Raw genomic sequence first — 19075 nt, 5'->3', positions numbered from 1 at the left:
CAAATGGAACTTTCAAGGTAGTGTTTTTTGCTAAATTATCCACCTACACGTTTGACAGAGAAACCTTTGTCTTTTAATATGGTCATGATTTTGTCTCTGTAATCTCCCTGAATTATAATTTTGCCATCTTTAAAACTACCACCAACACTCAATTTCGTCTTTAATTCTTTAGCTAATTTCTTAAAATCTTCATCGGCACCAGTGTACCCTTCAAGAATTGTAATGGGTTTGCCTTTTCGTTTTTCGTACTTGCAAATGATAGGGTCATCTTGAAGCCAAATAGGATTATCCGCTGTTTTTTCAACGGGAGTTTCCTCTGATTCGTGCTCTGGAAATAGATTTTTTAACTGGTCTTTAAGATCCATATAGACTATTTTTTGATTAATCCTAAATCGATTAATCTTTCATGTAAAAATTCACCTGCAGTTATATCTGTATACAGTTTAGGGTGTTCATTATCAATACAATTGTCTAAACAATTTAAAGACATTTCACTCACCGGATGCATAAAAAATGGCACAGAATATCTTGAAGTCCCCCATAATTCTCTTGGCGGGTTCACTACCTGATGAATTGTAGACAATAACTTGTTGTTGGTTAAACGGCTGAGCATATCACCTACGTTGATCATTAGCTGGTCAGGTCTTGCAATAGCATCTACCCATTCCCCATCGTGGTTTTGAACCTGAAGTCCTTTACCATGAGCTCCCATTAACAAAGTAATTAAGTTAATATCGCCATGCGCTGCAGCTCTTACTGCATTTTTAGGTTCAGAAGTTATAGGTGGGTAATGTATAGGACGTAAAATTGAATTACCATTCTTAATATAATTATCAAAATAGAACTCATCTAAATTTAAATGTAAAGCTAAAGCGCGTAACACATATCTCGCTGTTTTCTCTAACATTTTGTAGGTTTCCTTTCCTACTTTATTAAATTCAGGTAGCTCTTTAACCATTACATTGGCAGGGTATTCTTTTTCAAGATCATCATTATCCTCAACATATTGACCAAAATGCCAAAACTCTTTTAAATCGCCTTCTTTTCTTCCTTTAGCATGTTCTTTGCCGAATGAGGTATAACCACGCTGACCACCAATGCCTTCAATCTGGTATCCGTCTTTTACATCCTCGGGTAAATCGAAGAATTCTTTAATTTCACTATATAAAGTATCCACTAATTCTTCAGACAAAAAATGCCCGCTTAAAGCAACAAATCCGATTTCTTCAAAGGCTTTTCCAATTTCATTAATAAACTTTTGTTTTCTTTTTGGGTCTTCCGATAGAAAATCCGACAAATCAACACTAGGTACTAAGCTCATATTATAAAGATTTTACGTAAAATTAATAATTATTGTCGATTTAATAGCGTTGTTGTATTCTATACTTTCTAGATACATTTTTGTTACATTTATAATTTAATAGACAAAATTGACCTTATCAATGAATTACACCGATTTTAAAGTAGCTAAAGACGTTAAGTTAAAACTTTATAAATCAATGCTTAAACCTCGAATGATAGAGGAGAAAATGTTGATTCTATTAAGACAAGGTAAAATTTCTAAATGGTTTAGTGGTATTGGTCAAGAGGCAATATCTATAGGTGTAACCACAGCTTTGAACAGCGATGAATATATACTGCCTATGCATAGAAACCTAGGTGTCTTTACAACAAGAGACATACCATTATATAGGTTGTTTACGCAATGGCAGGGAAAAGCAAGCGGCTTCACCCAAGGTCGTGATCGTAGCTTTCATTTTGGTACACAAGAGTTTAAGATTGTAGGTATGATATCTCATTTGGGTCCGCAATTAGGTGTGGCAGATGGTATAGCGCTAGCCCATAAATTAAAAAAGGAAAAGAAGGTAACCGCTGTTTTTACAGGAGAAGGAGCTACAAGTGAAGGTGATTTTCATGAGGCTTTGAATGTAGCTTCAGTTTGGAGTTTACCCGTTCTTTTCTGTGTAGAGAACAATGGCTACGGATTGTCCACACCTACCAACGAACAGTTTAAATGTGAGAACATCGCAGATAAGGGTGTTGGCTATGGTATGGAATCTCATATCATTGATGGTAATAATATTCTTGAAGTTTATTTTAAAGTAGCCGATTTAATTAGGGATATGAGAATAAACCCTAGACCGGTATTATTAGAATTTAAGACTTTTCGCATGCGCGGACATGAAGAGGCCAGTGGTACAAAATATGTACCTCAAGAGCTTTTAGATACCTGGGCAGAGAAAGATCCATTGGAGAATTTTACCCAGTATTTATTGAGAGAAAATATATTGACAGAGGAAAGTATAGCGAATTTTAAGGCAGAAATTCAATCTGAAATTGATGAACATTTAAAAATCGCGTTTGCAGAAGAGGCAATTATACCTAATCAAAGTAAAGAATTAAGTGAGGTATATAAAAAATTTGATTTAAAAGAAGTTGAACCTAGTAAATTTGTAACCAATATTCGTTTGGTAGATGCTATATCTGAAGGTTTAAGGCAGTCGATGAAGAAATTTGACAACCTTGTAATCATGGGTCAAGATGTTGCCGAGTATGGTGGCGTATTCAAAATTACAGATGGCTTTGTGAATGATTTCGGTAAAGAGCGTGTACGTAATACGCCTATATGTGAATCGGCAATTGTATCTGCCGCAATGGGTTTATCTATAAACGGAATGAAGGCGGTTATGGAAATGCAATTTGCAGATTTTGCAAGTAGTGGCTTTAACCCAATAGTAAATTATTTAGCTAAAAGTTTTTATAGATGGGGAGAGAATGCAGATGTTGTAATTCGTATGCCTTGTGGTGGTGGCGTTTCTGCAGGTCCTTTTCATTCGCAGACAAATGAGGCGTGGTTTACTAAAACTCCCGGCTTAAAAGTAGTATACCCAGCATTCCCGTATGATGCAAAGGGCTTGTTGGCAACTTCGATAGAGGATCCAAATCCGGTTTTATTTTTTGAACATAAAGGTTTGTATAGAAGTTTTTATCAAGAAGTACCTGTTGATTATTACACATTGCCATTAGGGAAAGCAAGTCTTTTAAAACAAGGTGATCAAATAACCATTGTAACTTATGGAGCAGGAGTACATTGGGCTTTAGAAACATTGGAAAAAAATACAGATATACGTGCAGATCTATTGGATCTACGAACATTACAACCATTAGATATCAATGCAATTTACGATTCGGTAAAGCGAACAGGTAAACTAATTATATTGCAGGAAGATAGCCTCTTTGGGGGAATTGCCAGTGATATTTCAGCAATGGTCATGGAGAATTGTTTTGAGTATTTAGATGGTCCCATAAAAAGGGTGGGTAGTTTAGAGACTCCTATTCCTTTTAACACTAAGCTTGAAGAACAATATCTTGCAAAGTCTAGGTTTGAATCTGATTTAAAAGAACTTATCGCATATTAAGTAAATCCGTCAAGAAATATGTTAAAAGAGGTAATAGGTATTTATATTTAGCAGCATCTTTGCAGTGTTATTTGGTCGAATAAATAGATTTTATCCATCCAAAAAATGACAAGCAACGTATATAGATCAAACCTAAATTTTTTACTTATGAAAAAAATAATTTTACTTTTTAGTATTGTACTTTTAATAACCTCATGTTCTGTGTCTAAAGATGCTCGAGGAAAAAGAAATCTACTAAGCGGCACATGGACTTTAAATGATGTTTCTTTTGAAGGTAATACTGGTAATGTAAAGGCAGTATTGTTTAATGATGTAGAAGATATATGTCTAGAAGGCAGCGAGTGGTTTTTCCGTGATAACAATAGTACTGGTAGATATACTATTGACCAATCAACATTTTGTACTGGTGGTGATCGTTATATTAGATGGTCTGTTGTAGAACGTGAAGAGAACTACACTAGTCAGTTACAATTCAAATTCATTAACGAAAAAAATCAAGATATTTCTGGAGGTGCTGGTTATCGTTTAAATATTGAAAACCTTACCGAAACAGCTATGACATTAAAATCTAATGTGATGGTTGAAGGTGCTCCTATAAATGTAGTTTACCAATTCAGTAAAAAATAAACCTACTTAAATTTTAAATTAAGCATATGAAAACAATGATATTACGTAGAACAAGTTACATTCTAGCTCTTGCCTTGGTGATGAGCTGTAGTACTGTAAAAAACGCAAATAAAACACAAAAAGGCGCGGTAATTGGTGCTTCAGGAGGCGCTGTAATCGGTGGAATTTTGGGGAATAATGTTGGTAGCGGTAATAATACGGCTCTTGGTGCTATTTTAGGTGCTGCAATAGGTGGTGCTGCCGGTGGTTATATTGGTAATAGAATGGACCGTCAAGCAGAACGTATTGAAGAAGAAATACCTGGCGCAGAAGTAAAGCGTGTTGGTGAAGGTATCAACGTAACCTTTAATGAAGAAGCTGGTGTGTATTTCGATACTAACAAATCTAACGTGCAAGGTACATCTGCAGTTACTTTAGATAAACTAGTAGGAATTTTTAAGGAATATCCTCAATCTAATATTTTAGTTGAAGGTCATACGGATAGTGCTGGTGCTGAGGAGTATAACTTGAACTTATCTAAGCAAAGAGCAGAATCTGTAACGAGCTATTTAATAAGTCAAGGGATAGATGCTAGTCGCTTTGATACAAAATGGTATGGTGAAACACAGCCAGTAGGTGACAATACAACTTCAGCTGGTAAAGCTAAGAACAGACGTGTAGAGTTAGCGATTGTTGCTAGTGAATCTTTAAAACAAGAAGCACAAACACAAACGAACTAAGAGATACAAATTTTAGTATTGAGTTAAAATAAAGCCCTGCACTTGCAGGGCTTTTTTGTTTTTGGTGTAACTTCCATGCAGTGAAAGAACACGGCATACTTATTATTGGAGGCGGACTAGCGGGCTTGACTGCTGCTATTCATTTGGCTTCAGAGGGATTGGATGTTGCTGTGATTGAAATGCAGCAATACCCGCATCATAAAGTATGTGGCGAGTACGTATCTAAAGAAATTGATCCGTATTTAAAACGGTTAGGAGTAGACCTAAAGGCTGAAGGAGCTAAAGATATTTCGCAATTTCAAATTAGTACACAAGATGGATTTATTGTTGAGACCGATTTGCCATTGGGCGGATACGGTATAAGTAGATATGCTCTTGATAATTTGCTTTTTGAACGAGCAAAGAAGCTAGGGGTCATTTTTTACTTTGAGAAAGTTATAGCAAATGTATTCACAGATGATTTTTTCACTATTACTACCAAGTCTAATAGCTATTCTTCTAAAATAGCTGTAGGAGCTTACGGTAAGCGATCAGCGCTAGACAAAAACTTAGACAGGGCATTTAGCAAGAAAAAGCAATCGTGGTTGGCGGTAAAGGCTCATTACGTACTTAATGATCTTCAGGAAGATATAGTTGCGCTGCACAATTTTAATGGGGGATATGGCGGACTCTCAAAAACGGAAACAGGTGCGGTGAATTTCTGTTATCTAGTTAATTATGAGAGTTTTAAAGAATATAAAGATATTCAAAGTTTCAATAAAGAAGTGGTTGCCAAAAATCCATTTTTAAAACAATTTCTATTAAATGCAAGTCCAGTTTTTAATCAGCCTATGACCATTGCCCAAATAGCCTTTGACGAGAAAGACAATGTGGTCGATCACATGCTTATGTGTGGAGATACAGCAGGTCTAATTCATCCGTTATGTGGTAATGGTATGGCAATGGCTATTCATAGTGCAAAGATTGCTTCAGAATTAATATCAAAGTATGTGAATGAATCAGATTACAAACGTAGCGACCTAGAGCACGATTATAAAAAGGCATGGTCAAAAGCCTTTAGTACCCGTTTATGGTTTGGTAGAAAATTACAGTCCGTCTTAATGAATAAAAGATTAGTTTCAATGGGAATTAAATCCGTCGGAAAGTCAAAATCAATATTGAAGTTTATTATTTCTAAAACCCATGGAGAATTAATATCGTAATGGTAGATTTTACACAAAGAAGTAGTGAAGTGGAGATCATGGATACCTTTTCAGGTACTACTAGTGAGCTTGAAACGATACTACAAGATATCAATAGGGTAAATAGGTTGCTTGGGGGTTATAGTATAAGCTTAGATGCTGTTTTTGAGTTACTTGAAAAAAAAAACAAAGAATCGTATACGATTTTAGATATGGGTTGTGCTGAAGGAACCATGCTTAGAAAACTGGCATTAGCTGCAAGAAAGAAGAATGTAAAACTTAAATTGATTGGAGTTGATTTTAATGAACAAGGATTACAATTAGCAAAGCAATATTCATCTGATTACCCTGAGATTAGTTACCTGAATACAGATATTTTAAAATCTGATTTTTCTGAATGGAATATTGATGTGGTTATGACGACGTTAACCTTGCATCATTTTACAGATCAAGGAGTAGTTGAGTTTGTAAATCGCTTTGTAGAAATAGCAAAGTTAGGCGTAGTAATCAATGATTTGGAACGGAGCCCAATCGCATATTATTTGTTCAAAGCATTTAGTTTGTTTTTCATCAAAACTGAAATTGCCAAGAAAGACGGATTATTATCTATCCGTAGGGCATTTGTAAAGAAAGAATTATTGCATTTTGCTGATCAGGTTACAAATGCATCTCATCATATTAAATGGAAATGGGCTTTTAGATATGTATGGGTTTTACAGAAGAAATAAGTAGATTGAAGATTAAGAGCAACTATGAATCATACAAGAATTATTAGTGTTACGAAAGAATTACCACCGTATTCAAAAGATACCAAGGATATCATTCCTCTCGTTGAATTTTGGTTAAGCGGACAAGAGGAGCGTTTCTCTAGAAAGGTCGTTAAGATTTTTGAAGGGGCTGCAGTAGATAAACGGTATTCTATCATGCCACCCGAAGATGTGTTTGTGACTACTTCTTTTGAGGATAAGAACAAGATTTATAGTGAAGAAGCCAAACGTATGGGTACTAACGTACTTAGAAACGCGCTACAAAAAAATAATTGGAAAGCTTCCTCAATAGATTATATTATTACAGTTAGCTGTACAGGTATTATGATTCCGTCTTTAGATGCTTATCTGATTAATGAATTGGGCATGCGTCAAGATGTGGTAAGGCTTCCGGTGACAGAAATGGGTTGCGCAGCAGGAGTGTCTGGGCTTATATATGCTCACAATTTCTTGAAATCAAATCCTGGTAAGCGTATAGCTTTGGTTTCTGTTGAAAGTCCCACGGCAACCTTTCAGCTTCAAGATTATTCCATGGCAAATATGGTAAGTGCTGCAATTTTTGGAGATGGTGCGGCTTGTGTTCTGCTATCGTCAGAAGAAGATGCTGTAGGACCAAAAATAATAGGGGAAGAAATGTATCACTTTAAAGATGCCACTGAGATGATGGGTTTCGATTTAACCAATCACGGATTAAAAATGATTCTTGATCCGGCTGTACCTGAAACGATATCTAATCATTTTGCTGAAATTGTACATCCGTTTTTAGAAAAGTATGGTAGTAATATTCAGAAAGTAGACCATTTAATATTTCATCCGGGAGGAAAGAAAATAGTGCAAACAGTAGAATCACTTTTTGGTGCATTAGGTAAAAATATTGATGATACCAGAGAGGTGTTACGACTTTATGGAAACATGAGTAGTGCTACTGTTTTATATGTATTAGAACGTTTTTTAGAAAAAGATATAGCAGCAGGCGAACAAGGGTTAATATTGAGTTTTGGTCCCGGTTTCTCGGCACAACGCGTATTGATAGAATGGTAGCATAAGTAAATGACAACTATGAAAAATACCTATTGGGCTATAATATTGGGAGGAAGTAGCGGACTTGGACTCGCTACGGCAAAGAAATTGGCTAGTCATGGCTACCATATTTTAATTATGCACCGAGATCGACGTGCAGCTATGGATGATATTGAAAATGGATTCGATGAAATTCGTGCCTTTGGAAATCTATTAATAGCGATGAATGTAGATGTTTTGAATGCTGAAAAACGCACAGATATCATTTCTAATATTCAGCAACAGTTACCTGCTGGTCATCAGATTAAGGTAATGGTGCATAGTGTAGCTAAAGGAACGCTTAAGCCCATGTATTCTGAAAACAGACCAACCTTGGTCGATACCGATTTTAGAATCACTTTCGATGCCATGGCGCTGAGCTTATATGATTGGACAAAAGCACTGGTTACCGCGAATTTATTTGCAGACGATACTCGTATAGTTTCTTTTACAAGTGAAGGTAATACAAAAGCATTACCAAATTATAGTGCCGTTTCGGTGGCTAAAGTAGCTTTAGAAGCACTGACCAGAAGTATTGCGTTAGAGTTTGCACCAATCGGTATAAAAGCAAACTGTATACAGGCAGGTATTACCATGACCAAGTCGTTATCTATGATTCCCGGGTTTGAACAGATTAAAGAAAATGCATTAAAGAGAAATCCACAGAACCGCTTAACCACTCCCAAAGACGTTGCAAATGCCGTGTATTTGTTAACTATGGATGAAGCAAAATGGATTACCGGAACTGTGATTAAAGTTGATGGCGGCGAAAGTTTGATGTAATAAGAAAAGATGATGAAGAAATCTTATAATTGGATATTGAAGCAACTACCGTATTCGGAGCCTTTTTTATTTGTAGAAGAGCTTCTGAATATTAATGATAAAGGTGCCGAAGGGAAATATACGTTTTCATCAGATGCAGATTTTTACAAAGGGCATTTTAAGAATGATCCTGTAACACCAGGAGTGATTTTAACGGAATGTTGCGCACAAATTGGCTTGGTCTGCCTAGGTATTTATCTATTAGGTCAAAAGACCGAACTAGAAAATGTAGGTATTGGTATGAGTAGTTCTCAAATGGAATTTCTTTTGCCTGTATTTCCTGGAGAACGGGTTAGGGTGGTTTCAAATTTGATTTATTTTCGATTTCAGAAATTAAAGTGCGAGGTTAAAATGTACAATGAAGATGATAAACTGGTCTGTAAAGGAGTTTTGGCAGGCATGATAGGTATAGCAAATGAGTAGACGCGTAGTTATAACTGGCTTAGGGGTATGTGCACCAAATGGTCTAGGTCTTACCGATTTCACAAATGCCTTGCTAGAAGGTAAAAGTGGACTTCGGCATCAACCAAATCTAGAGAAGTTAGGTTTTGGTTGTCAAGTTGCTGGCGAGCCTTTAGTCAAAGACAATCTCATGGATAAGTATTTTACTCCGTTAGAGCGCAGAGGATTAAATGCTACGGGAATTGTATACGGAGTCATTGCAGGTATAGATGCTTGGAAAGATGCCGGGTTAGAAAAGAATACGACCGATGAACCAAGCTGGGATCGCGGAATCATTTTTGGAACCGGAATTTTGGGGGTCGATAAGTTTAGGGAAGCCATTCATTTAATCGATGAAGGAAATGTACGTAGACTTGGTAGTACTTCAGTAATACAGACCATGGCAAGCGGTATAAGTGCTTATTTAGGTGGATTATTAGGTTGCGGAAATCAAGTCACAACAAATTCCGCGGCATGTACAACAGGTGCAGAAGGTATTATTATGGCATACGACCGTATTAGTCAGGGAAAGGCAGAAATTATGCTGACCGGTAGCTGTAGTGATAGTGGACCGTATGTATGGGGTGGTTTTGATGCCATGCGTATTTTACCAAGAGGCTATAATGACAATCCGTCGAAAGCAAGTAGACCTATGAGTGCCACAGCAGCCGGATTCATTCCCGGTAGTGGTGCAGGTGCGTTGGTGTTAGAGTCCTTGGAAAGCGCCCAAAAACGAGGTGCACATATTTATGTAGAAGTGCTTGGAGGTGAAATTAATAGCGGCGGACAATTAGGGGAAGGGTCCATGACCGCACCAAATAGTATGGCGGTGCAGCGTTGTATTCGTAATGCCATAACTAATGCAGGAATTGAAGCTTCAAATATTGATGTCATTAACGGACATTTAACTGCAACTACTAAAGACGGATTGGAAATAGAAAATTGGAGTAAAGCGCTGGGAAGGGAACATGATGATTTTCCGTATATCAATTCATTTAAGGGATCAGTGGGTCATTGTTTGGCGGCAGCAGGTAGTATAGAAAGTGTTGCGGCGGTATTGCAGTTTAAAGAGCAAGTAGTGTTTAAGAATGTGAACTGTGACGACATACATCCAGAGATTTCTAAATTGATTTCAGAATCTTGTATTCCGAGGGAAACAATAAAACATGCTCCAAAAATAATCGCAAAAGCAAGTTTTGGATTCGGAGATGTAAATGCTTGTGTTATATTTAAAGCGTTTTCAAAAGAAGAATAAAATCTATAATAATACCAAAAGGTATTTTAATTAAACTTAAATATGCTTAAAGAAGAAAAATACCAAAAATTAAAAGATATTATTAAAATTTATCTTCCCGAAGACGTAGCGGTTACTGACATTAAGCAAGATAGCCACTTCATGAATAATCTAAATATCAATTCTGCAAATCTTGTAGATATTGTATTAGACGTAGAAGACGCTTTCGATATTCGCTTAGAAAATGATGACATGGATCAGATGCAAACAGTCAATGATGCCATGGCGATTATCGACGCCAAATTAGCTGAAAAGTAATATCTTAAAATAGCTTTTAAAAGAACTATTCTTTATCCTTAATTAACATTGACGCTAAAATTCCCGATACTAATGCAACTGAAATAACCGTTAAAGAAACCCATTCTGGTAAATGTATGTAATGGGAGAATAACATCTTTAGTCCCACAAAGGCAAGAATAACGACCAAGCTGTAATTAATATACTTAAACTTCTCTAGCATTCTAGAGATTAAAAAGTACATAGAACGCAATCCTAAAATAGCTAAGATATTCGAAGTAAACACGATAAATGGATCAGCTGTAATTGCTAGAATTGCAGGTATGCTATCTAAAGCGAAAAGAATATCGGTAAGTTCAATAACAATTAGAGCTACAAATAGGGGAGTAGCAGCATTTAGGCCCATTCTTTTTACAAAGAAATCATGACCGTGCATTGTAGAAGTTACTGGGTATATCTTTTTAATCTGTTTAAATACAAAAGAGTTCTTAGGGTCAAAGTTATCATCATCACCTTTTAGCATGTTAAATGCTGTATATAAAAGGAATACTCCAAACACATAGATAATCCAATCAAATTTGGTGATTAGGGCAACTCCGAAAAATATCATTAATGCTCTAAATACAATCGCACCAAGTATACCCCAAAACAATACACGATGTTGATATAATGGCGGAATCTTAAATGATGAGAATATAACGGCAATTACAAAAACGTTGTCTACACTTAGTGAAAGCTCAATAAGATAACCGGTAATATATTTTAATACGGCATCATTAGGTGTTAGTCCTGTTGGGTTGGCAATAATTTCTGCACTGAACAACCAATAGATGACGCCACTAAAGGCAAATGCAACCGTTACAAAAATAGCAGTCCAGATTCCTGCTTCTTTAGATTTAATAACATGTTCATCTTTATGAAAAACACCTAAATCTAATGCAAGAAATATAAGTACAAAGGCAATAAAAACAATCCAGACTATCATATAGAATTTTTCAAGATGCAAAGGTATTAAAAATTGACATTACCTATTTCAATTCTTTGAAATGTTGGTGAATTGGCAACCAATTTACTAATGAATCCTATTATTTGACAAAATTGGACCATTATTTCTCCATAGATTGATGTTTTAATTCAAAATAGTAACCTAAAAAAATAGAATTTAAAATTAATCTGCATCCCTGTTAAAAAACAGAGGTCAGCAGCTTTATTCAAAATAACAATAGTGCAGTTTATTTGCGGGTTATTTTTTTTAAAATATTGAAAATCAGATGGTTCAAGTGGGTGGTTTAGGGATATTGTATAAATTGGATAAACTAACTTATTTATCCGATTAACTACCATTTTATTTCATATTCAAGGGGGAATCGGATTTTTTATCTTAATTTTAAAGTAGAACAAGCTATTAAAATGAAAAAACTAACCATTTTTTGTGGATTTTTGCTATGCGGTATTTTGAGCATGCAGACAGTCCAAGCACAAGACTCTTTGCAGTCAGATGCTAGAGTAAAACAACGTATGCTATTAAATCAATTTGAGTCTGATTATGTGCTAACCGCTTCTGAGCGTGTGGCATTAAAACAGAGCCGTATTGCGTATCAATTGCGTATGAAAGAAATATTAGATACTATTAATATTTCTGATTCAAGAAGAAAACGTCTACTACAAGAATTGAAGAGAAACCCATTTTCTGAGCGGGTTCAAACCGTGATCGCCAATCACACGGTTTCTGAAGATGATAATATAAAACAATAAAAAAAATGCAGTCTAATGAGACTGCATTTTTGCTTTTCTTTTTTCCAATTGTCGTTGTAAATCTTCTATAGATGAAGCAATTGCAGCTTCAAAACTAGCAGAAGACGACTGTGCGAACAGGCGAGGACCTGGTGCACTCAAGCGTATATTACATACCATACCTGAATCAGGGGAAGAGGTATTCTCCTTTTTAAAGAAAACATCGGATCTTACAATAAAATCGAATTTATCCAATAATTTCTCTAATTTTTCAGCAGCCATTATCTCTAATCGGTTGCTTGCTTTTACATCGTCGTATTCAAAATTGATATTCATAAGCTAAAAGTTTAGTTTAAGGTACTCATTTCAATGATGCATTACAATTAAAAAATTCTTAATATTTTTCATTAAGTAAGTTAAGTATTTCTAATCCTTTTGTTTCTATAAAGTTAGCAAAATCGGTACCAATTTAAAATTTAGTTAAACTTACACAAACATAATTTAAATATGGACTGTTTATCTTAAATTGAAGTAGTTTTCCCACAATTATGTTTTTAAATCTACGGCTATGGAGAATGTACAGAATAAATCTATGTGTTTAGGTAAATTAGAACGTTGTTACAAAACGATTCAGCAATTTAAAATAAGAGTAGATTCTTATTTGTACGAACCAAAAACTGTGGCCCTTTTTGAGACGAAAACATATTTAAAGAATAAGATTTTAAAGCTTTCTGATGCTAATGAAAAGCTATTGAATTATATGAGGTCTTCTAAAGAATTAGTACCAGAACAATACAAGCTGGTCAACCACCATATTAGGGAAACTTTTGAGCTCGAATTTGATTTTTTAGAGTATACCATGAGATTTAGACAACCCGTTTAAATACCTATATTTTAGTTTATTGGTCATAATTAGATTAATTTCCTGTTAAGTTTTCTGTTTTAAAGCGATTTAAAGAAAATGTTACTAATTTAGACGTAGAACACTAATGAAATTGATATGAAAATTTTTATGCGGCTAGCTATATGCTGCACTTTTTTCTGTACAAGTATTTCGTACTCACAAGCGAACGATTCTACAAAAGTAAACCCGAAAGAGGAAGACGAAGGTCCGGTTATGTTTCAATTTGAACCTAATTATGAAACAGCGGTAATGCTTCAAAGAGCTGCACTACAAGAAAAAATTAGAGGATTAGATACCTTAGATATCTCTGATCGTAAACGTCAACGATTAATAAAGGCGTTATATAAAGAATCTAGAAGCTTTAATTTCAAGAAGTCTGTTTTAGTAAATACCGAATTTGAAGAAGAGGATTTTGAAGATTAAACTTCTTCTTTTGGCATAGATTTCGTAGGTTATTAGGTGATTAAAAATAACACTTATGAGAAGCTCATTTATATTTCTATTGACCATTAGTATATTGTTTGGCTGTTCCTCTTCAAAAACTGCAATTAGCGATTCACATGCTATTCATAGTTTGGTAGCGTCAAAGCAAATAGAATTTACGGCAACATCTGCCAACCCAACAGTAACACAAAGTTTAAATGCTGTTGCAAATAGCGGACTCATTCCGCCAGGTAGTACCATTTCACGTATAGATTTAATGGGTAATGGTAATTACCTAAAGATTTTTGGTGATAGTGTATCGGCGAACTTACCTTATTATGGAGAACGCCAATTTGGTGGTGGTTATGGTTCTGCTACAGGAATTGAGTTTAACGGGCTGCCAGATAATTATACACAAGAATTTAATAGCGATAAGCAGAAGTATACCATAAGCTTTCAAGTAACCGACACATCTGATCGGTATACTATTTACATTGATATCTATCCTAGCAAGTCAAGTGTTGTTTCTGTAAACATGGCAAATAGAAATGCAATTCAATATAATGGTAACATAAATGCTATTAAAGAAAACGAATAAGGTATTCAGTAAGAGGTATTTGACCGCATTTTTCGACTTTTAATGTTAAGAAGAGGCTAAAATGAGAAGGTTTTGCCATAATCTTCGTTATTCCCTATTGAGAATAATACCTTTGCACCTCAATTAAGTTAAATAGCAGAATTTAATAGTATGAGTAAAGTAAAAGCAGATAGTCAGGTAAAAGTACATTACACAGGTAAACTAAGTAATGGTCAAATATTTGATAGTTCAATAGATAGAGAGCCTTTAGAAGTAAAATTAGGACAAGGTAGTTTAATACCAGGTTTTGAAAAGGGATTGTTAGACATGGAGGCAAACGATAAGAAGACTATCGTTATCGCTAAAGAAGATGCATACGGTGAAAAGCAAAAAGAGCTTTTTCAAACTGTACCAAAATCAGAATTGCCACAAGAAATGGAGCCAAAAGTAGATATGGCACTTATGGCAACCAATGCAGATGGTAGTGAAAGACAATTACGTGTTGCAGAAGTAAACGAAAATGATATCGTTGTAGATGCAAACCACCCTTTAGCTGGTGAAGATTTAACCTTTGAATTAGAATTGGTTGAAGTTAAATAAGCAGTAATAGTTATTATATGAAAAACCGCCTAATAGGCGGTTTTTTTGTTTCTATGCGTGTCGGTAACATGACACTAAATATTATATTTGAATATGCATTTAAGAATAGTATATTTTTTGATTTTAGGGGTTGTATTTGTTGGCTGTAAAGAAGAAAAAACCAAGACAGTAGCACCTGAAGTAATAGAAGCTGTGGTAGAAAAAATTTCCACTTCAACTTATGAAGATTTAGAAGGTAATCCTATAGAATTAAGCGATTACAAGGGTAAACGTGTATTGTTGAACTATTGGGCAACCTGGTGCAGACCTTGCATTGAAGAAATGCCGGATATGGAGAAAGCACAGACGATTCTAGAACAAGAAAACTATGCATTTCTATTTGCATCTGATCAATCGGTTAAGAAGATACTAGCTTTTAAGGAGGCGCGCGGATTTCAATTAGATTTTATAAAATTCAATGGCATGTATGCCGAAGAAAATGTTAGTGCCTTGCCAGCAACATTTATATATAATGAAGTAGGGGAGCAGGTATTGCGTTTTGATGGCGGATTGAAGTGGGATAGTCCTGAAATGATCGAAAAACTTAGAGCGGTAAAGTAATGCGTAACATAACCAATACTTTTTTTATTTTCTCAGTCATTAGTTTGATGCTAGGTTGCAAAGAAGAAACTAAAAATATACAACCGGAAGCAGCGGTAAGTACAATGGTAGAAATGAGTTCTCCTGCTGGCGATGCTAGTGCTTTGCCACACTTAATGTCTAATAAAGACGTAGCCTTGCTTTCATGGGTAGAAATTTCTAATGATACGGTGGCGACAATGCGGTATTCAGAATTGATTGATGGCGAGTGGCAAGAAGCGCAAAATATATGTAGCGGCACAGATTGGTTCGTTAACTGGGCAGATTATCCTATGATTACCGAGAATAATGGTAGTTTATGGTCTCATGTATTAAAGAAATCCACAGCAGGTACGTATTCGTATGATGTAAAAATGAATGTGAAGCCAAAGGGGGCGACAGATTGGAAGACCGATGTAGATTTGCATACCGATGGTACACCGACCGAACATGGTTTTGTAAGTATAGTACCTTATAATAACAATTTCTTTGTCAATTGGCTAGATGGTAGAAATACCGTAGAAAATGAATCAGGAGAACGCGGAGCCATGACCTTGCGTGGTGGTGTTGTTTCTACTACGGGAGAATTGTTAGAAGAATATGAATTGGATAATAGCACATGCGATTGCTGCCAGACCACTTCAGTTATCACAGATAACGGTCCGGTTGTGGTCTATCGTGATCGGTCAGACGATGAAATTCGCGATATTAGTATTGTGCGTCAGGTGAAAGGGGAGTGGACAGCACCTAAAGTAATACATAAAGATGATTGGCAGATCAAAGGGTGTCCGGTAAACGGACCAAAAGTTGATGCCTTGGGTAATAATTTGGTGGTAGCTTGGTTTACGGGTGCTTCGAATAAACAAAAAGTACAAATTGCTTTTTCTTCAGATGGAGGAGCTGAATTTTTAGAACCGGTTTCCGTTGTAGAAGGTGCAATAATGGGTAGGGTAGATATACTATGGATGGATGAAGATCAAGCCGTTGTAAGTTGGATGGAAGCCAATGACAAAACTGCATTATTTAATGCCATGTTGGTACATAAAGACGGAACAACTTCCAAAAAACAATTAATTACGGCAATGGCAGATTCTCGTAAATCGGGATTTCCTCAAATGGAAATGGTGGAAGAAACCTTATATTTTGCTTGGACAGAGCAAGTTGGTGCAGTTACGCAAGTACGTACAGCAAAAATGTCTGTTGATGAATTTTCAATTAATTAACAGAAATCAATTCAATATCAAAAATCAAAACAGAACCACCAGGTATGGAGCTATAGTCAAAACTACCATAACCTAAATGCGCAGGTACTAATAACATGCCATTTCCACCTTCGTTAAATAGTTGAATACCTTCTGTCCAGCCAGCTATTACTTTGTCAAGTCCTGTAGTAAAGCCCGCATTATTTTGGTCAAAAACAGCACCATCAAGAAAATACCCTTTATAAGCAACGGTTACATTAGAAGACGCAGATGGTTTTGCGCCGTCACCAGGGTTTTCTATGATATAATGTAAACCAGAAGCTGTAGTTTCCGATACTAGATTATTTTCGGTTAAATACACGTTTATTTCCTTTTCATTGATGTCGGTATAATCAATAGGCTCAAGGGGAGTAGGACTATTATCATCAGAAGATCCACAAGATATCATAGTAGTTACCAGTAGCAGAATAGCAAAGTATTTCATTTTATAATTATTTTTTAGAATATCGTTGTTGTGTAAGTAAGTGGTGTTGATTTGTAATGATCTTAACCATTATAAAGAATAGTAGGGTATAGCAGTTATGCAATAAAGGTGTTCACAGAAAAACGGACGCTACAATTTTTGTAAAGGTATTTTTGGAATTTTATAGCATGAGATTGCGAATCAAAAACAACGGCTTCTGTAATACTGTTCGCTAGAACTAGATGCCCAATAAGGTATTCTACGTAGTAAGTGTTGTTTTCAGAAAGAAGAACAAAATTTGGTTTGGTCGTCACACTATTTATTTTACGATACTAAAATAAAGCATTTATTTATGTGATCCTAATTTTTTTGAATTTCCTTGTTAAATGGGTGTTCAATTGCATGTATTGCTATGCTTTTTGCTATTCAGAAAGTATGTTTTATTATTTTGATGAAGATGACATTACAAATAAAATTATACTAGTTTTTAATTCTTGGCATCATAGTTGCATATCATCTAGTAATTATTAATATCAAATTATATTACATTTATGAGTACAGGAACAGTAAAATTCTTCAACGATGCTAAAGGCTTCGGATTTATTACAGAAGAAGGTTCAAACGAAGAACATTTCGTTCACATTTCAGGATTAGTTGATGAGATTCGCGAAGGCGATGAAGTTGAATTCGAACTAACCCAAGGAAAAAAAGGATTAAACGCAGTTAACGTAAAAGTTATAGATTAAACTTCAAAAGTCCGTCAGCAATGACGGACTTTTTTTTGGAACCATATCCAAATGCGGTGTGTAGACAGCCGAGCCTATAAAATGTCTATGATCAACTTAGCGTATTCAAGGTCTTTACAATCTTGTAACACTTTGTTCAAAAACGAATTATACCATTATTAACTATAAATTTTAAACACAAATGTTAGATCAATTAAAGCAAATGGCAATTGAAAAATTGCAAGAAACAATGAGCGCAAATTCTTTAAATTCTGAAGCAACTAGCGGAGCAGCAGAAGAAGGAGCATCTTCACTTATCAATAGTCTTATGGAGAAAGTAGGTGCAGGAGATTTAAGCGCAGTAACAAGCCTATTTTCAAATGACGGTAATGCAACTGAAGACAGTGGTATTGTTGAAAACTTAAAAGGTAAACTAGCTGAAATACTAGAGAGCAAAGGTATGAATGCTGCAGATGCTCAGGCAGAAGCTAGCAATGTAGCACCAGGTTTAGTGGATAGTCTTAAAGAAAAGTTTGTATCGAACGATGCTTCAGATTCTGCTTTTAGCTTAGAAAGTCTAAGCGGATTAGTTGGTGGCGATGCTGGCAGCTTGCTTGACAAAGCAAAAGGTCTTTTCTAAGAGATTAACTTAGTATATTAAATGTAGAACCGCTCAGAAATGAGCGGTTTTCTTGTTTTAAAACATTAGGTAATTGGTTCTTCTAATATGCATTATCATGAAAGAATCTTTCTTTTTTAACACAATCATTTTAATAATGTCTCGTTAGTTATATAAAATAAATTAGTTTATGAAAAGTATAATGAGTTCCCAAAAAGTAGCTGTATTGACCGAATTAGAACGAAAGCGTAAATCGGTTGAGCAATTGTTATTGAAATTGGAATCTTATTTATATGAACCTCAGACACATAGTTGTTTCGAGAAAAAACAAAGCTTGAAAACAACTATTAACCGTACTGCAAATAGCACTGATTCGTTGATGACTATTTTAAAAATGAATGATATTTCTATCATGGAAAGTATGGATGATATAGAGCGCCAAATGGAAGAATGCTACGAATTAGAATTAGAAGTAGCATCGTACATGTTAAACAGATAAATATAATTTTATATAAAAATTCAAACCGCTAAGTAATGAGCGGTTTTTTTGTGCCTATGAGTTAAGTATTAGACATCTAAAATATTCATAGGGTAGTGGTTTAGCATTTGAAATAGGGGAGCTAGTACACTAAAACGCGAATACC

Annotated in this window: 25 protein-coding genes; 20 read left to right on the top strand and 5 right to left on the bottom strand. The window is 35.3% G+C overall.

The features are described from left to right. Positions 1–35 precede the first annotated feature (35 nt). A complete protein-coding gene (locus BUC31_RS12315; RefSeq protein WP_073244607.1) occupies positions 36–365 on the bottom strand; it encodes a translation initiation factor in 330 nt (109 codons plus the stop codon). Between the two features lie 5 nt (positions 366–370). Beyond that, a complete protein-coding gene (locus BUC31_RS12310; RefSeq protein WP_073244605.1) occupies positions 371–1321 on the bottom strand; it encodes an isopenicillin N synthase family dioxygenase in 951 nt (316 codons plus the stop codon). 121 nt (positions 1322–1442) lie between these two features. Here BUC31_RS12310 and BUC31_RS12305 point away from each other — a divergent pair, with 121 nt between their 5' ends. The 10 genes from BUC31_RS12305 (at position 1443) to BUC31_RS12260 (ending at position 10587) form a co-directional block, all read left to right on the top strand. Continuing rightward, a complete protein-coding gene (locus BUC31_RS12305; protein ID WP_073244603.1) occupies positions 1443–3419 on the top strand; it encodes an alpha-ketoacid dehydrogenase subunit alpha/beta in 1977 nt (658 codons plus the stop codon). 147 nt (positions 3420–3566) lie between these two features. Next, on the top strand, positions 3567–4046 hold the full coding sequence (locus tag BUC31_RS12300; RefSeq protein ID WP_073244601.1) for a lipocalin family protein: 480 nt from the start codon (positions 3567–3569) through the stop codon (positions 4044–4046). A gap of 26 nt (positions 4047–4072) precedes the next feature. Then, the gene (locus BUC31_RS12295; protein ID WP_073244599.1) at positions 4073–4765 is read left to right on the top strand and encodes a YiaD family glycine zipper/OmpA-like lipoprotein; all 693 of its coding nucleotides are present in this window, start codon (positions 4073–4075) and stop codon (positions 4763–4765) included. 80 nt (positions 4766–4845) lie between these two features. Further along, positions 4846–5967 carry an NAD(P)/FAD-dependent oxidoreductase gene (locus BUC31_RS12290; protein ID WP_073244598.1) on the top strand — a complete coding sequence of 374 codons (1122 nt, stop codon included), beginning with the start codon at positions 4846–4848 and terminating at the stop codon, positions 5965–5967. After that, complete coding sequence (locus BUC31_RS12285) at positions 5967–6674, top strand: methyltransferase domain-containing protein (protein ID WP_073244596.1); 708 nt, start codon at positions 5967–5969, stop codon at positions 6672–6674. Before BUC31_RS12290 ends, BUC31_RS12285 begins: the two co-directional genes overlap by 1 nt. Before the next feature lie 24 nt (positions 6675–6698). Continuing rightward, entirely contained in the window at positions 6699–7754 is a 1056-nt protein-coding gene (locus BUC31_RS12280) for a type III polyketide synthase (protein ID WP_073244594.1), read from the top strand. 18 nt (positions 7755–7772) lie between these two features. Then, a complete protein-coding gene (locus BUC31_RS12275) occupies positions 7773–8555 on the top strand; it encodes an SDR family oxidoreductase (protein ID WP_211573869.1) in 783 nt (260 codons plus the stop codon). A gap of 9 nt (positions 8556–8564) precedes the next feature. Continuing rightward, positions 8565–9017 (top strand): 3-hydroxyacyl-ACP dehydratase FabZ family protein, encoded by a 453-nt coding sequence (locus BUC31_RS12270; RefSeq protein WP_073244590.1) that lies wholly within the window; start codon positions 8565–8567, stop codon positions 9015–9017. Further along, positions 9010–10290, top strand: coding sequence for a beta-ketoacyl-[acyl-carrier-protein] synthase family protein (locus BUC31_RS12265; RefSeq protein ID WP_073244588.1), 1281 nt, complete (start codon positions 9010–9012; stop codon positions 10288–10290). The genes BUC31_RS12270 and BUC31_RS12265 overlap by 8 nt, the downstream gene beginning before the upstream one ends. Before the next feature lie 42 nt (positions 10291–10332). Then, positions 10333–10587 carry an acyl carrier protein gene (locus BUC31_RS12260; protein WP_073244587.1) on the top strand — a complete coding sequence of 85 codons (255 nt, stop codon included), beginning with the start codon at positions 10333–10335 and terminating at the stop codon, positions 10585–10587. 25 nt (positions 10588–10612) lie between these two features. On the opposite strand, the gene BUC31_RS12255 is transcribed toward BUC31_RS12260, so the two are convergent. Further along, positions 10613–11551 (bottom strand): TerC family protein, encoded by a 939-nt coding sequence (locus tag BUC31_RS12255; RefSeq protein ID WP_073244585.1) that lies wholly within the window; start codon positions 11549–11551, stop codon positions 10613–10615. Between the two features lie 476 nt (positions 11552–12027). On the opposite strand from BUC31_RS12255, the gene BUC31_RS12250 reads away from it, so the two are divergent. Continuing rightward, positions 12028–12321 carry a hypothetical protein gene (locus tag BUC31_RS12250; protein ID WP_139251965.1) on the top strand — a complete coding sequence of 98 codons (294 nt, stop codon included), beginning with the start codon at positions 12028–12030 and terminating at the stop codon, positions 12319–12321. A 12-nt stretch (positions 12322–12333) separates the two neighbouring features. Here BUC31_RS12250 and hpf read toward each other — a convergent pair whose 3' ends face one another. Next, positions 12334–12636 (bottom strand): ribosome hibernation-promoting factor, HPF/YfiA family, encoded by a 303-nt coding sequence (hpf, locus tag BUC31_RS12245; protein ID WP_073244581.1) that lies wholly within the window; start codon positions 12634–12636, stop codon positions 12334–12336. A gap of 232 nt (positions 12637–12868) precedes the next feature. On the opposite strand from hpf, the gene BUC31_RS12240 reads away from it, so the two are divergent. The 6 genes from BUC31_RS12240 (at position 12869) to BUC31_RS12215 (ending at position 16645) form a co-directional block, all read left to right on the top strand. After that, a complete protein-coding gene (locus tag BUC31_RS12240; protein ID WP_073244579.1) occupies positions 12869–13183 on the top strand; it encodes a hypothetical protein in 315 nt (104 codons plus the stop codon). Positions 13184–13300: 117 nt separating this feature from the next. Next, entirely contained in the window at positions 13301–13627 is a 327-nt protein-coding gene (locus BUC31_RS12235) for a hypothetical protein (protein ID WP_073244577.1), read from the top strand. Between the two features lie 55 nt (positions 13628–13682). Next, complete coding sequence (locus BUC31_RS12230; RefSeq protein WP_084135035.1) at positions 13683–14225, top strand: DUF4251 domain-containing protein; 543 nt, start codon at positions 13683–13685, stop codon at positions 14223–14225. 150 nt (positions 14226–14375) lie between these two features. Next, on the top strand, positions 14376–14804 hold the full coding sequence (locus BUC31_RS12225) for an FKBP-type peptidyl-prolyl cis-trans isomerase (RefSeq protein WP_073244573.1): 429 nt from the start codon (positions 14376–14378) through the stop codon (positions 14802–14804). A gap of 93 nt (positions 14805–14897) precedes the next feature. Continuing rightward, complete coding sequence (locus BUC31_RS12220; protein ID WP_073244571.1) at positions 14898–15404, top strand: TlpA family protein disulfide reductase; 507 nt, start codon at positions 14898–14900, stop codon at positions 15402–15404. After that, positions 15404–16645, top strand: coding sequence for a hypothetical protein (locus BUC31_RS12215; protein WP_073244569.1), 1242 nt, complete (start codon positions 15404–15406; stop codon positions 16643–16645). The genes BUC31_RS12220 and BUC31_RS12215 overlap by 1 nt, the downstream gene beginning before the upstream one ends. On the opposite strand, the gene BUC31_RS12210 is transcribed toward BUC31_RS12215, so the two are convergent. After that, on the bottom strand, positions 16638–17108 hold the full coding sequence (locus BUC31_RS12210) for an FKBP-type peptidyl-prolyl cis-trans isomerase (RefSeq protein ID WP_073244567.1): 471 nt from the start codon (positions 17106–17108) through the stop codon (positions 16638–16640). The genes BUC31_RS12215 and BUC31_RS12210 overlap by 8 nt on opposite strands. Positions 17109–17638: 530 nt before the next feature. Between BUC31_RS12210 and BUC31_RS12200 the strand changes: the two genes are divergently transcribed. The 3 genes from BUC31_RS12200 to BUC31_RS12190 all read left to right on the top strand — a co-directional run bounded on the left by BUC31_RS12200 (position 17639) and on the right by BUC31_RS12190 (position 18930). Continuing rightward, a complete protein-coding gene (locus BUC31_RS12200; protein ID WP_073244563.1) occupies positions 17639–17833 on the top strand; it encodes a cold-shock protein in 195 nt (64 codons plus the stop codon). Positions 17834–18014: 181 nt separating this feature from the next. Further along, positions 18015–18452 (top strand): hypothetical protein, encoded by a 438-nt coding sequence (locus tag BUC31_RS12195; protein WP_073244561.1) that lies wholly within the window; start codon positions 18015–18017, stop codon positions 18450–18452. 169 nt (positions 18453–18621) lie between these two features. Next, positions 18622–18930 (top strand): hypothetical protein, encoded by a 309-nt coding sequence (locus BUC31_RS12190; RefSeq protein ID WP_073244559.1) that lies wholly within the window; start codon positions 18622–18624, stop codon positions 18928–18930. Positions 18931–19075: the final 145 nt, after the last annotated feature.

Origin of the sequence: Maribacter aquivivus, assembly GCF_900142175.1 — a bacterium.
Lineage (GTDB): Bacteria > Bacteroidota > Bacteroidia > Flavobacteriales > Flavobacteriaceae > Maribacter > Maribacter aquivivus.
This window is presented reverse-complemented; position numbering and strand designations above follow the sequence as displayed.

Coding starts and splice junctions, on each gene's coding strand:
- BUC31_RS12315 (WP_073244607.1), bottom strand. CDS start 365: ATGGATCTTAAAGACCAGTTAAAAAATCTATTTCCAGAGCACGAATCA.
- BUC31_RS12310 (WP_073244605.1), bottom strand. CDS start 1,321: ATGAGCTTAGTACCTAGTGTTGATTTGTCGGATTTTCTATCGGAAGAC.
- BUC31_RS12305 (WP_073244603.1), top strand. CDS start 1,443: ATGAATTACACCGATTTTAAAGTAGCTAAAGACGTTAAGTTAAAACTT.
- BUC31_RS12300 (WP_073244601.1), top strand. CDS start 3,567: ATGAAAAAAATAATTTTACTTTTTAGTATTGTACTTTTAATAACCTCA.
- BUC31_RS12295 (WP_073244599.1), top strand. CDS start 4,073: ATGAAAACAATGATATTACGTAGAACAAGTTACATTCTAGCTCTTGCC.
- BUC31_RS12285 (WP_073244596.1), top strand. CDS start 5,967: ATGGTAGATTTTACACAAAGAAGTAGTGAAGTGGAGATCATGGATACC.
- BUC31_RS12280 (WP_073244594.1), top strand. CDS start 6,699: ATGAATCATACAAGAATTATTAGTGTTACGAAAGAATTACCACCGTAT.
- BUC31_RS12275 (WP_211573869.1), top strand. CDS start 7,773: ATGAAAAATACCTATTGGGCTATAATATTGGGAGGAAGTAGCGGACTT.
- BUC31_RS12270 (WP_073244590.1), top strand. CDS start 8,565: ATGATGAAGAAATCTTATAATTGGATATTGAAGCAACTACCGTATTCG.
- BUC31_RS12265 (WP_073244588.1), top strand. CDS start 9,010: ATGAGTAGACGCGTAGTTATAACTGGCTTAGGGGTATGTGCACCAAAT.
- BUC31_RS12260 (WP_073244587.1), top strand. CDS start 10,333: ATGCTTAAAGAAGAAAAATACCAAAAATTAAAAGATATTATTAAAATT.
- BUC31_RS12255 (WP_073244585.1), bottom strand. CDS start 11,551: ATGATAGTCTGGATTGTTTTTATTGCCTTTGTACTTATATTTCTTGCA.
- BUC31_RS12250 (WP_139251965.1), top strand. CDS start 12,028: ATGCAGACAGTCCAAGCACAAGACTCTTTGCAGTCAGATGCTAGAGTA.
- hpf (WP_073244581.1), bottom strand. CDS start 12,636: ATGAATATCAATTTTGAATACGACGATGTAAAAGCAAGCAACCGATTA.
- BUC31_RS12240 (WP_073244579.1), top strand. CDS start 12,869: ATGGAGAATGTACAGAATAAATCTATGTGTTTAGGTAAATTAGAACGT.
- BUC31_RS12235 (WP_073244577.1), top strand. CDS start 13,301: ATGAAAATTTTTATGCGGCTAGCTATATGCTGCACTTTTTTCTGTACA.
- BUC31_RS12230 (WP_084135035.1), top strand. CDS start 13,683: ATGAGAAGCTCATTTATATTTCTATTGACCATTAGTATATTGTTTGGC.
- BUC31_RS12225 (WP_073244573.1), top strand. CDS start 14,376: ATGAGTAAAGTAAAAGCAGATAGTCAGGTAAAAGTACATTACACAGGT.
- BUC31_RS12220 (WP_073244571.1), top strand. CDS start 14,898: ATGCATTTAAGAATAGTATATTTTTTGATTTTAGGGGTTGTATTTGTT.
- BUC31_RS12215 (WP_073244569.1), top strand. CDS start 15,404: ATGCGTAACATAACCAATACTTTTTTTATTTTCTCAGTCATTAGTTTG.
- BUC31_RS12210 (WP_073244567.1), bottom strand. CDS start 17,108: ATGAAATACTTTGCTATTCTGCTACTGGTAACTACTATGATATCTTGT.
- BUC31_RS12200 (WP_073244563.1), top strand. CDS start 17,639: ATGAGTACAGGAACAGTAAAATTCTTCAACGATGCTAAAGGCTTCGGA.
- BUC31_RS12195 (WP_073244561.1), top strand. CDS start 18,015: ATGTTAGATCAATTAAAGCAAATGGCAATTGAAAAATTGCAAGAAACA.
- BUC31_RS12190 (WP_073244559.1), top strand. CDS start 18,622: ATGAAAAGTATAATGAGTTCCCAAAAAGTAGCTGTATTGACCGAATTA.